General features: G+C 72.1%; 15 protein-coding genes. 6 read left to right on the plus strand and 9 right to left on the minus strand.

Annotation, left to right across the window (positions count from 1 at the left end; translation table 11 throughout):
• The first annotated feature begins 2 nt into the window (after positions 1–2).
• Entirely contained in the window at positions 3–1673 is a 1671-nt protein-coding gene (locus BLW78_RS11300; protein WP_091679783.1) for a DHA2 family efflux MFS transporter permease subunit, read from the plus strand.
• A 53-nt stretch (positions 1674–1726) separates the two neighbouring features.
• On the opposite strand, the gene rimM is transcribed toward BLW78_RS11300, so the two are convergent.
• The 5 genes from rimM to BLW78_RS11325 are packed head-to-tail and all read right to left on the minus strand — an operon-like array spanning position 1727 to position 4930.
• The gene (gene rimM, locus BLW78_RS11305; RefSeq protein WP_056525985.1) at positions 1727–2422 is read right to left on the minus strand and encodes a ribosome maturation factor RimM; all 696 of its coding nucleotides are present in this window, start codon (positions 2420–2422) and stop codon (positions 1727–1729) included.
• A 12-nt stretch (positions 2423–2434) separates the two neighbouring features.
• Positions 2435–2797, minus strand: coding sequence for a 30S ribosomal protein S16 (gene rpsP, locus BLW78_RS11310; protein WP_020092607.1), 363 nt, complete (start codon positions 2795–2797; stop codon positions 2435–2437).
• A gap of 7 nt (positions 2798–2804) precedes the next feature.
• A complete protein-coding gene (locus tag BLW78_RS11315; protein WP_012320554.1) occupies positions 2805–3137 on the minus strand; it encodes a chorismate mutase in 333 nt (110 codons plus the stop codon).
• Positions 3134–4693, minus strand: a complete 1560-nt coding sequence (gene ffh / locus BLW78_RS11320) for a signal recognition particle protein (protein WP_091679527.1) — start codon at positions 4691–4693, stop codon at positions 3134–3136. Before ffh ends, BLW78_RS11315 begins: the two co-directional genes overlap by 4 nt.
• 18 nt (positions 4694–4711) lie before the next feature.
• On the minus strand, positions 4712–4930 hold the full coding sequence (locus tag BLW78_RS11325) for an eL24 family ribosomal protein (protein ID WP_026604841.1): 219 nt from the start codon (positions 4928–4930) through the stop codon (positions 4712–4714).
• Positions 4931–5230: 300 nt separating this feature from the next.
• On the opposite strand from BLW78_RS11325, the gene BLW78_RS11330 reads away from it, so the two are divergent.
• Both BLW78_RS11330 and BLW78_RS11335 read left to right on the plus strand, forming a co-directional pair.
• Complete coding sequence (locus tag BLW78_RS11330) at positions 5231–5860, plus strand: ATPase (protein ID WP_091679530.1); 630 nt, start codon at positions 5231–5233, stop codon at positions 5858–5860.
• A gap of 330 nt (positions 5861–6190) precedes the next feature.
• The gene (locus tag BLW78_RS11335) at positions 6191–7324 is read left to right on the plus strand and encodes an aromatic ring-hydroxylating oxygenase subunit alpha (protein ID WP_091679531.1); all 1134 of its coding nucleotides are present in this window, start codon (positions 6191–6193) and stop codon (positions 7322–7324) included.
• A gap of 7 nt (positions 7325–7331) precedes the next feature.
• Here BLW78_RS11335 and BLW78_RS11340 read toward each other — a convergent pair whose 3' ends face one another.
• On the minus strand, positions 7332–8066 hold the full coding sequence (locus BLW78_RS11340; protein ID WP_091679534.1) for a class I SAM-dependent methyltransferase: 735 nt from the start codon (positions 8064–8066) through the stop codon (positions 7332–7334).
• A gap of 75 nt (positions 8067–8141) precedes the next feature.
• Between BLW78_RS11340 and trmD the strand changes: the two genes are divergently transcribed.
• Together trmD and BLW78_RS11355 are read left to right on the plus strand one after the other, a co-directional pair.
• The gene (gene trmD, locus BLW78_RS11345; RefSeq protein WP_020092613.1) at positions 8142–8906 is read left to right on the plus strand and encodes a tRNA (guanosine(37)-N1)-methyltransferase TrmD; all 765 of its coding nucleotides are present in this window, start codon (positions 8142–8144) and stop codon (positions 8904–8906) included.
• Between the two features lie 351 nt (positions 8907–9257).
• Entirely contained in the window at positions 9258–10427 is a 1170-nt protein-coding gene (locus BLW78_RS11355) for a phosphoserine transaminase (protein ID WP_091679540.1), read from the plus strand.
• A gap of 215 nt (positions 10428–10642) precedes the next feature.
• On the opposite strand, the gene BLW78_RS11360 is transcribed toward BLW78_RS11355, so the two are convergent.
• From BLW78_RS11360 to tesB, 3 genes are all read right to left on the minus strand, one after another.
• Positions 10643–12142: an ammonium transporter gene (locus BLW78_RS11360; RefSeq protein ID WP_091679542.1), complete on the minus strand. Its 1500-nt coding sequence runs from the start codon at positions 12140–12142 to the stop codon at positions 10643–10645.
• Positions 12143–12223: 81 nt separating this feature from the next.
• A complete protein-coding gene (locus tag BLW78_RS11365) occupies positions 12224–12562 on the minus strand; it encodes a P-II family nitrogen regulator (RefSeq protein ID WP_010683623.1) in 339 nt (112 codons plus the stop codon).
• A gap of 300 nt (positions 12563–12862) precedes the next feature.
• Complete coding sequence (gene tesB / locus BLW78_RS11370; RefSeq protein WP_091679545.1) at positions 12863–13762, minus strand: acyl-CoA thioesterase II; 900 nt, start codon at positions 13760–13762, stop codon at positions 12863–12865.
• 98 nt (positions 13763–13860) lie between these two features.
• Here tesB and BLW78_RS11375 point away from each other — a divergent pair, with 98 nt between their 5' ends.
• Positions 13861–15126 carry an FAD-dependent monooxygenase gene (locus BLW78_RS11375; RefSeq protein ID WP_091679548.1) on the plus strand — a complete coding sequence of 422 codons (1266 nt, stop codon included), beginning with the start codon at positions 13861–13863 and terminating at the stop codon, positions 15124–15126.
• Positions 15127–15139: the final 13 nt, after the last annotated feature.

Genomic DNA, 15139 nt, shown 5'->3' on the forward strand with positions numbered 1-15139 from the left:
CCGTGGCCGGCCGGGGGAGCGCGGCCGCGCCGGGGCGCAGGCCGGGTGCGGGCAAGGCGGCAGGCGGCAAGGCGGCGGGCGGCAGGTCCGCGTCCGGGAAGGCGCCGGGCGGCCACAATCCGTGGCTGATCGCCGGCGTGGTCGCGCTGGCGACCTTCATGGAGGTGCTCGACACCACCATCGCCAACGTGGCCCTGCGCTACATCTCGGGCGGCCTCGCGGTCGGTCCGGACGAGGCGGCCTGGGTGGTGACGAGTTACCTCGTCGCCAACGCGATCACGCTCACGGCGTCGAGCTTCCTGGCCAAGCGCTACGGCCGCAAGGCGTTCTTCATGTGGTCGGTGGCGCTGTTCACCGTCTCGTCGATCCTGTGCGGCTTCGCCTGGAGCCTGGAATCGCTGCTGCTGTTCCGGGTGATGCAGGGGCTCGGCGGCGGCGGCATGGCGCCGCTCGCGCAGTCGATCCTGGCGGATTCCTTCCCGCCGGAGAAGCGCGGCCAGGCCTTCGCGCTCTACGGGGTCGCCATCGTGGTGGCGCCGGTGATCGGCCCGACGCTGGGCGGCTGGCTCTCCGACAACGCCTCCTGGCACTGGTGCTTCCTGATCAACGGGCCGGTGGGCGTGATCGCCCTCGGGCTGATGTACTGGCTGATCGAGGACAGCGACGCGGCCAAGAAAGAGCGCCGCGCCCTGGTGCGCAAGGGCATCCGCTTCGACATCGTCGGCTTCGTGCTGGTCGCCCTGTTCCTCGGCTCGCTGGAGGTGATCCTCGACGAGGGCCAGCGGAAGGACTGGTTCGGCACCTCGACGCTGATGAATGTGTCCGGCGTGCTGATGGTCGTCTCGTTCATCGCCATGATCCCGTGGCTGCTGACCCGCGAGAACCCGGCCGTCGACCTCCGCCTCATCGGCAACCGACAGTTCGGCTCGTGCTTCCTGGTGATGATGTTCACCGGGGCGATCCTGATCGCCACCACGCAGTTCATCCCGCAGATCACGCAGGAATACTACGGCTACACCGCCACCCTGTCGGGCCTCGTCCTCGGCCCCGGCGGCATCGTCACGGTGGTGATGATGTTCCTCACCGGCCGGATCTCGTCCTACGTCCAGCCGAAATGGCTGATCGCCACCGGCATGACCATCGTGGCGCTGGGCATGTACGACCTGACGCGGATCGACGGCAGCACGACCTTCGCGTTCTTCGCGTGGTCGCGGGTCTATATCGGCATCGGCCTGCCGATGGTGTTCCTGTCGATCACCTCGGCCTCGTACGAGGGGATCCGCAAGGACCAGACCGACCAGGCCTCGGCGCTGATCAACGTCGCCCGCAACGTCGGCGGCTCGATGGGCGTCTCCCTGGCGCAGAACATCCTGGCCTACCGGAGCCAGTTCCATCAGAGCCGCCTGGTGGAGAGCGTCAACCCGGCCTCGCCGGCCTACCAGGAGACCATGCGGCAGGCGACGCAGTACTTCTCCGAGCACGGCTACGCCGGGATCGAGGCCCAGAACCAAGCGACGGCGTGGATCGGGAGCGTCCTCAGCACGCAGGTGGCCTACTGGGCCTATATCGACGTGTTCTGGGTGCTCGGCCTCGTCGCGGCCTGCGCGGTCCCGCTGGCCCTGAGCCTGAAGAGCGTCAAGCTCGGCGGCGGGGCGCCGGCCGGGGGGCACTGAGGGCGCCGCCCGGCCTCCGGACGCGCCGCCGGCGCGCGGACCGACCGCCGTCCCTAGCCCGGATCGTCGGCGGGCTTCTCACCCGGCGCCGCGAACAGGTCCTCCGGCGCGACGACGGTGACGCGGCGCTGCGCCACGTCGAGGACCGGCACGAAGGCCTTCGTGAAGGGCAGGAGCGCGGTGGCGCCGCCGTTCGGTGAGCGCAGTTCCAGGAGGTCGCCGCCGCCGTAATTCGGCACGGCCACGATCGTCCCGACGAGGGTCCCGGCCTCGTCTACCGCCGCGGCGCCGATCAGGTCGGCGGCGTAGACCTCGTCGTCGTCCTCGGGCGCGGCCAGACGGTCGCGCGGAACGTACAGGGCGACGCGGTTGAGCGCCTCCGCGGCGCTGCGGCCCGAGACGCCCTTGACCCGGGCGATCAGCATGTCGGGCGACGGGCCGGGGGCGGGACGCACGTCGGCGAGCGTCAGCGTCCGGCCATCGGCCGTCTGGAGCGTTCCGTAGCCGGCGATCGCCTGCGGATCGCCGGTGTAGGATTTGAGCCGGACCTCGCCGGTGAGGCCGTGCGCCCGCCCGAACTCGCCCAGCAGGACGAGGTTCGGATCGGGCGGCGCGGGCCGGGGCGCCGGCTTGGGGGCCGGCGCCTTGGGCGAGGTCGCCGCGTCGGGCGCGATCTTGCCGATCGCCGAGCTCGTGCGGCCTCGGCGGCCGCCGTCGCGGGAGGTGGGACCTGCGGGGCGGCGCGCCATGACCGGTGCGCCTTACGCGGCGGCGTCCTCGGCGGGAGCGGCGGCCTTCTCGGCGCGCTTGGCGGCGCGCTCCTTGGCCTTCTCGCCCGGCTCGGCCTTCTGCGGGTTGTTGCGGGTCGGGCGCTTGGCGAGGCCGGCCTGGTCGAGGAAGCGCAGGACGCGGTCGGTCGGCTGCGCGCCCTTGGCGAGCCAGCTCTGGATCTTCTCGTTGTCGAGCACGATGCGGGCCGGATCGTCCTTGGCCTTCATCGGGTCGTAGGCGCCGACCTTGTCGATGAAGCGGCCGTCGCGCGGGGCGCGGGCGTCGGCGACGACGATGCGGTAGTAGGGGCGCTTCTTGGCGCCGCCGCGGGTGAGACGGATCTTGAGGGCCATGGTCTGACTACTTTCGCTGTTGCTCGATCTGGGACTCGTGGTCCGCCTTGATCGACTGGTGGTGCCGAATGACTTCCTTGACCACGAAGGCCAGAAACTTCTCGGCGAAGTCGGGGTCGAGCTTGGCCTCGACCGCGAGCTTGCGGAGCCGGGCGACCTGACGGGCCTCCCGGTCCGGATCGGAAGGGGGGATCCCCTTTCGGGCCTTGAGCTCGCCGACCCGCTGCGTGCAGCGGAAACGCTCGGCGAGGAGGTGGATCAGCGCCGCATCGAAATTGTCGATGCTGTCCCGCAGGCGCGCGAGTTCGGGATCGACGGCCTGGGCCGCGAGCACGCTCATTTCTTCTTCCCCGGCATGAACCCACCGAGACCCGGCAGCTTCGGACCGCCGAGGCCCGGAAGTCCGGGAAGCTTGGGCATCCCGCCCCCGCCCAGGCCCGGCGGCATCGGCGGCAGCTTGCCGCCGAACTGCTTCTCGAGCTGCGCGATCTGCTCCGGCGTCGGCTCCGGCATGCCGGGCGGGAGACCGGGCATTCCACCGCCCATCCCGCCACCGAGGCCGAACATCGAGCCGAGCGCCTGCCCGATCCCGCGCTTGCCCTGGCCCATCGCCTTCATCATGTCGGCCATGGTCCGGTGCATCTTCAGGAGCTTGTTGATCTCCGAGACGTCGACCCCCGAGCCCGCCGCGATGCGCTTCTTGCGGCTGTTCTTGAGGAGGTCGGGGTTCTTCCGCTCCTGCGGGGTCATCGACGAGATGATCGCCCGCTGGCGCTTGAACATCTTTTCGTCGAGGTTGGCGCCCTCGACCTGCTTCTTGATCTGGCCCATCCCGGGCAGCATGCCCATCAGGCCGCCGATGCCGCCCATCTTCTCCATCTGGGCGAGCTGCATGGACAAGTCTTCGAGGTCGAACTTGCCCTTGCGCATCTTCTCCGCGGTGCGGAGCGCCTGCTCGTGGTCGATGGTCTCGGCGGCCTTCTCGACGAGCGAGACGATGTCGCCCATGCCGAGGATGCGGTTGGCCACGCGGGCCGGATGGAACTCCTCCAGCGCGTCGGCCTTCTCGCCGACGCCGACGAGCTTGATCGGCTTGCCGGTGACGGCGCGCATCGACAGCGCCGCGCCGCCGCGGGAATCGCCGTCCATGCGGGTCAGCACGATGCCGGTGACGCCGAGCCGCTGGTCGAAGGCGCGGGCGGTGTTGACCGCGTCCTGGCCGGTGAGCGCGTCGGCGACGAGCAGCACCTCGTGGGGCCTCGTCGCGGCCTTCACCTCGGCGGCCTCGGCCATCAGGCCCTCGTCCACCGTGGTGCGGCCGGCGGTGTCGAGCATCACCACGTCGAAGCCGCCGAGGCGGGCCGCGTCCATGGCGCGCTTGGCGATCTGCACCGCCGACTGGCCGGCGATGATCGGCAGGCTCTCCACGCCGACCTGCTTGGCCAGCACCGCGAGCTGCTCCATGGCGGCCGGGCGGCGGGTGTCGAGCGAGGCGAGCAGGACCTTGCGCTTCTCGCGGTCGGAGAGGCGCCGGGCGATCTTGGCGGTGGTCGTGGTCTTGCCCGAGCCCTGCAGGCCGACCATCAGGATCGGCACCGGGGCGGGGGCGTTGAGATCGACGGTCTCGGCGTCGGTGCCGAGCATCGCCACGAGCTCGTCGTTGACGATCTTCACGACCATCTGGCCGGGCGTCACCGACTTGAGCACGACGGCGCCGACGGCCTTCTCCTTCACCCGGTCGGTGAAGCCGCGGACCACCTCGAGGGCGACGTCGGCCTCTAGCAGGGCGCGGCGCACCTCGCGCATGGCGGCGGTGACGTCGGCCTCGGTCAGGGCACCGCGACGGGTGAGCCCCGAGAGGATGCCGGAGAGGCGGTCGGACAGGCCTTCGAACATGTTCCTGACGCCCCGCCGTTACTGCTCGAGCCCGGCGCGCTCGACGCGGCGCGCCTGGAGGGCGGCCTCGAAGCCGCGCACGGCCTTGGCGAACTTGTCCCGGCAGTCCGGGTTGCAGAAGCCCACCACGGCGCCGTTGTAGAGCGTCAGCGAGTCCGCCGAGATCGGCTTGCCCGACCACGGGCAGGTCTCGTTGATCGCGTCCTCGATCTTCAACGCTTCTTGATCTCGCGTCATGCGGGTGCCTCGGCCGGCGGATCCCGTCCTCGCATATCGGCCAACGCCCATCGCGCCCGAGGGCGCGGACGCGCTGTCGGGCGTTGACCTCCGGCCTCGCGGGACCGGTCGGCTTGGCATCGGTCGATCTGCTACGGATCGGGAGGCCGGGGCGTAGCGGCAGCCGGCCGGAAAGTCAATTTTTCGGCCGGCCCGGCGCCGCGGCGGTGCCGAAACGGGCCGCCGATCGGTGTTAACTTTTACCGATCGTTAAGCATGTTGGGATTGTCTTCGGGCTATATTCGATCAGGACGCCCGCCGATGTCGGAACCCGCCCGCTCTCACTCGCCGACCGAGTCCGGCAGCTTTCCCGCGACCGGTCCGCTCCGCGACTGGCTGACGGCGATGAAGGCCCAGGCGCCGGCCGAGGCCCGCGGCGATGCCCGGCCCGAGGAGACCCAGTACGAGGCGAAGCGGCCGCGCGGCGGGGAGACGGCGTGGTCGCCCCGCGTCGTCCCGGCCCCCGAGGCGCCGCGGGCCGCGGCCGAGGATCCCGACATCGCCGAGCTGATGGCCGAGAACCTGATGCTGAAGGCCAGGCTCCGCGTCGAGGCCGAGCGCCAGGACGAGCTGCAGGCCATCCTGGCCGACGAGATCCGGACGCTCCGCGAGCATATCCGCGACGAGATCGGCTCCCTGGAGGATCTCCGGGCCGAGCAGGAGGACGTCCGCGTCGAGCGCGAGGAGTTCCGCGGCGAGCGGGAGCGTTTCCGGGCCGAGCGCGAGGAGCTGCGCGCCGAGCGCGACCGGGCGATCGCCGAGCGGGACGCCCTGCGGGCCGAGCGGCTGACCCTGGCCGGCGAGCGCGACGCCCTGCGCGAGGAGCGCGACCTGTGGCGCGCCCGGACCGAGGCGCTGGCCCAGCCGCTGTTCCAGTCCCAGCGGCGCTGAGCGGCGCTGAGCGGCGCCGACCGCATGTCCGGACCCTGAAACGCCGAAGGGCCACCCGAGAGGGTGGCCCTTCCATTGCCGAACCGTGTTGTCCGGCGGAACTGTCCCGAGATCGGGTCTCTGACGCGTCTTAGAGCGACGCGCCGGAGGCGACGGTCCAGGTCCGATGAGCCGAGACACACGGCTGATGACAATGAGACACTGGATCACCTCCTTTCGTTGGTTGCGGGTGAGGCGAAGGTATGTGGCCGCGCCCGGCTTGTGAAGCCCCGCGCCTGCGCCCGTTTGTCCTCCCCGGCCCGACGCTTCCCCGTCCCGGCAGCCGGGCGTATGACGGGCGCCCCGAGGTCTGCCCGAACCGCCTTGAACGCGCCCTTCGCCAACCCGCCGCGCCCCGCCGACGAGGCCGCGCTCGATCCCGACGCGATGCGCCAGCCGCTCGGCAACGCGTGGTACTGCGTCGGGCAGTCCCGGAGCCTCGGCAGGGCGGGCGGCCGGTCGGCCCTGCGGGCCGTGGCGCTGAACGGCGAGCAGATCGTCCTGGGCCGCGCCCCCGACGGCGCGCCCTTCGCGCTGCGCGACCGCTGCCCCCACCGCGGCATGGCCCTGTCGAAGGGCCGCTTCGACGGCGACACCCTGATGTGCCCGTTCCACGGCTGGCGCTTCGGCACCGACGGGCGCTGCCGCGACGTCCCGACCCTGTCGGAGCACGACGCCGCCGACTTCTCGCGCATCCAGGTGCAGCGCTTCCCCGTGCGGGAGAGCGCCGGCTTCCTCTGGGTCAACCCGCATCTCGGCCCCGCCGCCGGCGCGGTGCCGGAGGTCCCGGCGCTGGAGTTCGAACCGGCCGGCTCCCTCGTGGTCGAGCTGGAGATCGAGGCCTCCTTCGACCTGACGACGCTGAGCCTCGTCGATCCCGGGCACGTCGCTTTCGTCCACGATTCGTGGTGGTTCCGGCCCTCGAAGCAGCTCCGCGAGAAGGTGAAGACCTTCCAGCCGGTGCCCCACGGCTTCGTGATGACGAGCCACGCCACCACGACGAGTTCACCGGTCTACCGCCTGCTCGGCGGCGTCCCCGAGGTCGAGATCGAGTTCCGCCTGCCCGGCGTGCGGCTGGAGCGCATCCGCGCGGGGGCGAAGCGGGTGGCGAACTACACCTTCGCGACGCCGCTGACGCCGGACCGGACGCTGCTCACCAACGCCCTCTACTGGAGCATGCCGGCCCTGAACCTGCTCAAGCCGGTCGCGCGCCCGCTGATGCGGCAGTTCCTGACCCAGGACCAGCAGGTGCTCCAGCACGCGCAGGACGGGCTCGACCGCAAGCCCACCATGGTGCTGTTCGGCCAGGGCGACCTGCCCTCGCAATGGTATTTCCGGCTGAAGCGCGAGGCCCTGGAATCGGCCCGCGACGGGCGCCCGTTCGTCAACCCGCTGGAGCGCCGCGAGCTGCGCTGGCGCTCCTGAGGCGCCGCTACCGCGCCGTCGCGTCGTCGCGGCAGGGCCGGACCGTCTCCGGCCGCGGGCGCGCCTCCGGGGCGGGGGCCGCGAAGATTGCCAGGTAGGCCCCGTCCGCGAGCGGCCGGAAGCCGGTCTCGCGGTAGCCCGCGGCGGCGAGCTCGCAGCGCAGGAGCGCCGGCGGCGTGCCGTGCCGCGACGGGATCGCGTCGGCATCGACGATCCCGACCCGGCCGCCCGGACGCATCGCGGCGGCGAGGTTGTGGAGCAGGCCGAAGGGCTGGGTGATCTCGTGGTACATGTGGACGAGGATCGCCGCGTCCACCGAGGCCGGGGGCAGGCGCGGGTCGTGCGGCTCGCCGCGCACGACCGTGACGTTCCCGAGCACCTTCACCCGCTTCTCCAAGGCCGCCAGGTAGGACGGCGTCACGTCCTCGGCGAGCACGCGGCCCCGCGGCCCGACCCGGGGGCTCAACCGCACCGCGTAGTAGCCGCTGCCGGCGCCGATATCCGCCACCGTCTCGCCGGGCGCGATGCCCATCCCCTCGGCCACCTGCTCGAACTCGCCCGCCCTGTCGCGCTCGGCCTCCGAGGACCAGCGCGGCGCGACGATCTCGGCCACGGGCCGGTCGGGCCTGGGGAAGGCGGCGGCGGGCGCGCCCGGGGGCGCCAGCGGCTCGGCGGCGCGGGCCGGGCCGGCCAGGGCAGCGGTGGCGGCAGCGGCCGCGAGGAGGGCGAGGGCGCGGATCATGGCCGACAACCCGCGGGGCGCGCCGACGGTGCCGGGCCCGTTGACCGTGCCGCACCCCGCGCGCCATCAAGCGCCATGACGCGCGCGGACACGCCCTGGCGGGCCACGATCCTCACCCTCTACCCGGAGATGTTCCCGGGCCCGCTGGGCGTGTCCCTGTCGGGCGACGCTTTGGCGCGGGGCGACTGGACCCTGGAGGCCCGCAACATCCGCGCGCACGGCCTCGGCCGCCACCGCTCGGTGGACGACACGCCGGCCGGCGGCGGGGCCGGGATGGTCCTGCGCTGCGACGTGCTCGGCGCCGCCATCGACGCCGCGACTTACGACGCCGCGACCGGGGCCGACGACCCGCGCCCGCGCCTGCTGATGTCGCCCCGCGGCCGGCCGCTCACCCAGGCCCGCGTGCGCGACCTCGCGGCGGGACCGGGCGCGCTGATCGTCTGCGGCCGCTTCGAGGGCGTCGACGAGCGCGTGATCGCCGGGCGCGGCCTGGAGGAGGTCTCGATCGGCGACTACGTGCTGTCCGGCGGCGAGATCGCCGCCCTGGTGGTTCTGGACGCCTGCGTGCGCCTCCTGCCCGGCGTGATGGGCAAGGTGGAATCCGGCGTCGAGGAGAGCTTCGAGGGCGGGCTCCTCGAGTACCCGCACTACACGCGCCCCCGCGACTGGGAGGGCCGCGCGATCCCGGACGTCCTCTCCGGCGGCAACCACGCCGCCATCGCCCGCTGGCGGCGGGCGGAGGCCGAGCGGATCACCGCCGAGCGGCGCCCGGACCTGCGCCCCGGGGGCAGCCCCGGTCAGGCCGGCTCGAGGTCGATCACCGGGCCGTCGCGGTCGTAATCCGGCGGGTCGAGCCGCAGCGGCTGCGGCACCAGCCGCGGTGTCCGGCCCGCCTGCAGGAGGCGGGGAATTAAGGCCCCAATAACCAAGAGTAGAACGGACCAGACCGCCAATATCGCGGCGCTGTGGAAAGTCATCGGCGCACCTCAAACGCTACGCGGCACCTCATTAAGGCTAACGGGCCGGGATTAATCGACTGTTCCCCGCCGCCCGGGGCCCTGTCCCGACCGGGGGCAGCGCCGCGAAGACTGCCGCCGGGACAGGCGCTTGCAAGCCGGCCGGTTTCGGCGCATGCGCGAGCCGGGACGCGCCTCCCCCGGGAGCGCGGCCCTCTGCAAGGATGGATCCGCCATGACCAGCCGCCCCACGCAGCGCCCGCGCTTGCCCCACTTCTCCTCCGGCCCCTGCGCCAAGCGCCCCGGCTGGACCCCGGCCGCGCTGGCCGACGCCGCCCTCGGCCGGTCGCACCGCTCCCCCCTCGGCAAGGCCAAGCTCGGCCGGGCGATCGACCTGACCCGCACGGTCCTGCAGGTGCCGTCCGACTACCGGATCGGCATCGTGCCGGCCTCCGACACCGGCGCCGTCGAGATGGCGATGTGGACGATGCTCGGGCCGAAGCCCGTCGAGGTCGCCGCCTGGGAGGCGTTCGGCAAGGAGTGGGTCACGGACGCGCTGAAGCAGCTCAAGATCGCGCCGCGCATCCACCAGACGGCCTACGGGATCCTGCCGGACCTCGCGGCGATCGACACGAAGAACAGCGACGTGGTCTTCACTTGGAACGGCACCGCGGCCGGCGTGAAGGTGCCGGACGGCGACTGGATCGCGGTCGACCGCGAGGGCCTGACGATCTGCGACGCGACCTCGGCGGCCTTCGCCCAACCCCTGCCCTGGGACAAGCTCGATGTCGTGACCTTCTCCTGGCAGAAAGTGATGGGCGGCGAGGCGGCGCACGGCATGCTGATCCTCTCGCCCCGCGCCGTGGCGCGGCTGGAGAGCCACACGCCGTCCTGGCCCCTGCCGAAGATCTTCCGCCTTACCAAGAACGGCAAGCTGATCGAGGGCATCTTCAAGGGCGACACGATCAACACGCCCTCGATGCTGGCCGTCGAGGACTACCTCGACACCCTGGACTGGGCCGAGCGGATCGGCGGCCTGAAGGCGCTGCACGCGCGGGCCGACGCCAACGCGAAGGTCGTCTACGACTGGGTCGCGCGCACGCCCTGGATCGCGCCGCTGGCCGCCGATCCCGCGACCTACTCGAACACGGGCGTCTGCCTCGTGATCGCCGATCCGGACGTGCTCGCCCGCGGCGACGCGGCGGTCTCGGCCTTCGCGGCGGGGATCGTCGAGCGCCTCGACCGCGAGGGCGTCGCCCTCGACATCGGCGCCTACCGCGACGCGCCGGCGGGCCTGCGGATCTGGTGCGGTGCCACCGTGGATACCTCGGATCTGGAAGCGCTGACGCCCTGGCTCGACTGGGCCTTCGCGGAGGAGAAGGCAGCGCTGACGCGGGCGGCGTGAATGCTTCGGGGTCGATGCCCGATCGCCGCCCCGCATCGTCTTTGCGAGCGGAGCGAAGCAATCCAGGGCTTCGCTCCGATTCCGGCCGCAGCGCTTCCCTGGGTCGCTTCGCTGCGCTCGCGATGACGGCGTGACGCAACGGAAAACCCCGGTCCTCGCGGAGCCGGGGTTTTCTCGTTCGGGAGACGCGGCCCCGCGGGGCCGCGCCGTCCGTCTCAGTAGTTGTAGGCGCGCTCGCCGTGATCGGCGATGTCGAGGCCCTCGCGCTCCTCTTCCTGCGTGACGCGCAGGCCGATCGTCACGTCGACGAGCTTGTAGAGGATCGCCGAGCCGATGCCCGACCACAGCAGGGTCAGGCCGACCGCCTCCGCCTGGACGATGAGCTGGCTCATCATGTCGTAGGCACCGACGGCGAGCTCGCCCGGCTTCGAGGTGTAGTCGGGGATGCCGACGCCGCCGAGGTTCGGGTCGACCAGGATGCCGGTCGCCAGCGCGCCCAGGATGCCGCCGATGCAGTGGACGCCGAAGACGTCCAGCGAGTCGTCGTAGCCCAGCGCGTTCTTCACGGTGGAGCACATCACGAAGCAGACCACGCCGGCGACGAGGCCGAGCACGATCGAGCCCATGGGGCCGGCGAAGCCGGAGGCCGGGGTGACCGCGACGAGGCCGGCGACCGCGCCCGACAGCATGCCGAGCAGGGACGGCTTGCCCTTGAGGGCCCACTCGGCGAACAGCCACGCCACCGCGGCGCCGCAGGTCGCCACGAAGGTGTTGAGCATGGCGAGGGCGGCGGTGCCGTTGGACTCGAGGTTCGAGCCGGCGTTGAAGCCGAACCAGCCGACCCACAGCAGCGAGGCGCCGATCATCGTCATGGTCAGGGAGTGCGGGGCGAGCAGGTCGCGGCCGTAGCCGATGCGCTTGCCCATGATCAGGCAGCCGACGAAGCCGGCGATGCCCGCGTTGATGTGCACGACCGTGCCGCCCGCGAAGTCGAGGGCGCCCTTCTGGAAGAGGAAGCCGGCATCCTTGTTGACCGCGTCGAGGGCCGCCTGGGCGGTCGCCTTCGAGGCGTCGTCGGTGGCGGCGGCCAGCGCCTTCGCGGCGTTGCCGACGGCGTCCGGGCCGGCCCAGTACCAGACCATGTGGGCCATCGGGAAGTAGATGATCGTGACCCAGAGGATCGTGAACACCACCAGCGCGGAGAACTTCATCCGCTCGGCGAAGGCGCCGACGATCAGCGCGGGCGTGATCATGGCGAACGTCATCTGGAAGCACAGATAGGCGTATTCCGGGATCACGACGCCGTTCGAGAAGGTCGCGACCGTCGAGTTCGCGTCGACGCCCTTCAGGAAGGCCTTCGAGAGGCCGCCGACGAAGTCGTTGAGGCCGCCGCCGCTGGTGAAGGCGAGGCTGTAGCCGTAGAACACCCAGAGCAGGCCGACGATCGACACGATCGCGAACACCTGGGTCAGCACCGACAGCATGTTCTTGGTGCGGACGAGGCCGCCGTAGAACAGCGCGAGGCCCGGGATGCTCATCATCAGCACCAGGGCCGACGAGATCAGCATCCAGGCCGTGTCGCCCTTGTTGGGGATCGGCGAGGGCGGCGGCGAGGCGGCTTCGGGTGTCGGGGTCTGCGCGAGGGACGGCTCGATCAGGAGGGCGGCGATCGCCGCCCCTCCCAAGCCGAGCATGAGGGCATGACGAAGTTTCATGGGCACGTGGCTCCCGGTCTCAAGTCCGTAGTGTTTCAGGAGGTCTGGGGATCGGCGGGCCCGGGCGCACCGGGCCGCGGATCAGAGGGCGTCGGCGTCGGTCTCGCCGGTCCGGATGCGCACCGCCTTCTCCAGCGGCATCACGAAGATCTTGCCGTCGCCGATCTGGCCGGTCCGCGCGGCCCCCGCGATGGCGTCGATCACGCTGGACGTCAGGTCCGAGGCGACGGCGACCTCGATCTTCAGCTTCGGCAGGAAGCTGACGGCGTATTCCGCGCCGCGGTAGATCTCGGTGTGGCCCTTCTGGCGGCCATAACCCTTCACCTCCGTCACCGTCAGGCCGTGCACGCCGATTCCGGTGAGCGCGTCGCGCACCTCTTCGAGCTTGAACGGCTTGATGATGGCCATCACGATTTTCATGGGCGACGCCCCCTTCGAAGTCCTCGGGAACCGTTGCCGTCACCCGACCTGCGGGACGAGCCGACCCGGACCGTCCGCAGGCTCGGGATGACCCGCGGTCGAAGGCCGCTATTCAAGGACTATGCCAGACAAGCTCGGCCGGGAACATTTTGGCCGGTCGCCATTTTGCCCATCGATTAGCCCGATGCGGCCAGATCGCGGGCAGGACCGGTCGCGTTGCCGCACAAAGACGAGGCAATCTGCCCAATTCCGTGCATCTCGCCCCGTTGCGTGCCGGCAACACACGCGCGGCAACGCGTTTTAATCCCGCGTCGGGCGGATCAGACCCTCCTGGGCCACCGACGCCACGAGGTTGCCGGCCCGGTCGAAGATCTGGCCCCGGGCGAAGCCGCGGGCGCCGCCCGCGACCGGGCTGTCCTGGGCGTAGAGCAGCCAGTCGTCGATCTTCACGGGCCGGTGGAACCAGAGCGCGTGGTCGAGGCTCGCCGCCTGGATCATCGGGTCGAACACCGAGCGCGCGTGCGGGATCAGCGAGACGTCGAGCAGGGTCATGTCGGACGCGTAGGCCAGCACGGCCCGGTGCAGCGCCGGATCCTCCGGCAGCGCCGAGGCCGCGCGCAGCCAGACATTGAAGATCGGGTCCGGCGCCCGGCCGCCCGCGCCGGCGGGCAGGTAGCGGTTCAGATCGACCGGCCGCAGCGCGATCGGCCGCTCGCGGCCGAAATAGGCGGCGATCGCCTCCGGCATCCCGGTGCCGCCGACCGCCGCCAGGGCCTTGCCGTCGAGGAGCCCCTCGGGCCCGGCCACCGCCGGCATCGCCGGCTGGTGCGTGAGCCCCTCCTCGACGACCTGATAGGAGACCGTCGTGGCGAAGATCGCGCGCCCGTGCTGGATCGCCTTGACCCGGCGGGTCGTGAAGCTCCGCCCGTCCCGGATCCGCTCGACCTCGTAGACGATGGGCGTGCGCGGGTCGCCGGGCAGCATGAAGTAGGCGTGAAGGGAGTGGGCGGGACGGTCGTCGGGCACCGTCCGGGTCGCGGCGACCAGGGCCTGCGCCACCACCTGCCCGCCGAAGACGCGCCGCCAGCCTGTCTTAGGGTTCTGGCCGCGGAACAGGTCGACCTCCAGGCGCTCCAGGTCGAGGATGGCGATCAGCTCGGCGACGGCGTCCGTCATCGCGTCGGTGTTGGCGTCGGTCATGACCCGCGGGGTTTCCGTTCGTTGCCCGCGTGCGACATAGGCTTTTCGGACGAACCAATCCACGCGTCCCGCGCGGGACCCCTAGGAGATCCGCCCCGATGACGGCCGAGACGCCTCGCCCCGGCAGCCGCAGCCTCCTGATCGCCGGCGGCGGCCTGCCCAGCCTCGCCCTGGCCCTCGCCCTGAAGCAGGCCCACGGGCCGGCGCTGGCCGTGACGGTGATCGACCCGGGCGCCGCCGACCCCGCCCGGCATCGCGGCCGCGCCTACGCCCTCGCGGCGGGCGGGCGGCGCATGCTGGAGCGCCTCGGCCTGTGGGCCCGGGTCGCCGACGCGGCCGAGCCGATCGGCGAGATGGTGATCAGCGACAGCCGCCTCGCCGACCCGGTGCGGCCGGTCTTCCTGACCTTCGGCCGCGAGGCGGACGCGGAGCGCGACGACGGCGAGCCCTTCGCCCACATGATCGAGGCCGAGCCGCTCGCCGCGGCCCTCGCGGAGGCCTGCCGGGCGGCGGGGGTCGCGATCGTCGCCGCCGGGGTCGTGCGCGCGGTGCCGGAGGGGGCCGCGATCCGCGCGGCGCTCACCACCGGCGAGACCCTGCGGGGCGACCTGCTGGTGGCCGCCGACGGCGCGCGCTCGCGGTTGCGCGAGGCGGCACGGATCGGCTGGGTCGGCTGGTCCTACCCGCAGGTCGGGATCGTGGCGACGATCGGCCACGCCCGGCCGCACGAAGGCCGCGCCTTCGAGCACTTCCTGCCCGCGGGCCCGTTCGCGATCCTGCCGCTGCGGGACGGCGGCCCCCTGGGGCACCGCTCCTCCATCGTCTGGACAGAGCGGTCGGACGACGCCGAGGCCCTGCTCTCCGGCGGCCCCGACGAGGTGCTCGCCGAGATCGAGCGCCGGTTCACCCTGGATCTCGGCGCGCTCGCGCTGGAGCACGGCCCCAGCCGTCACCCCCTCGCCTTCGGCATCGCCCGCGCCTTCCGCGCCGAGCGCCTCGCCCTGCTGGGCGACGCGGCGCACGTGATCCACCCGATCGCCGGCCAGGGCCTCAATCTCGGGCTCGCGGACGCAGCGGCGCTGGCCGAATCCGTGACCGGCGCGCTGCGCCTCGGCCTCGACCCCGGCAGCCCCGACGTGCTGCGCGCCTACGAGCGCGCCCGGCGCTTCGACAGCTTCGCCATGGCGGCGGCCACCGACGGGCTGAACCGGCTGTTCTCGAACGACGCCCTGCCGCTGCGCCTCGCCCGCGACCTCGGCCTCGGGATCGTGGACCGGCTGCCGGGGCTCAAGCGCTTCTTCATCGGCGAGGCCGCGGCCGCGCGCGACTCGCGGCCCCGGCTGATGCGAGGCGAGCCGCTCTGAGGTGCCCGCGGGC

Source organism: Methylobacterium sp. 275MFSha3.1 (assembly GCF_900108435.1).
GTDB lineage: Bacteria > Pseudomonadota > Alphaproteobacteria > Rhizobiales > Beijerinckiaceae > Methylobacterium.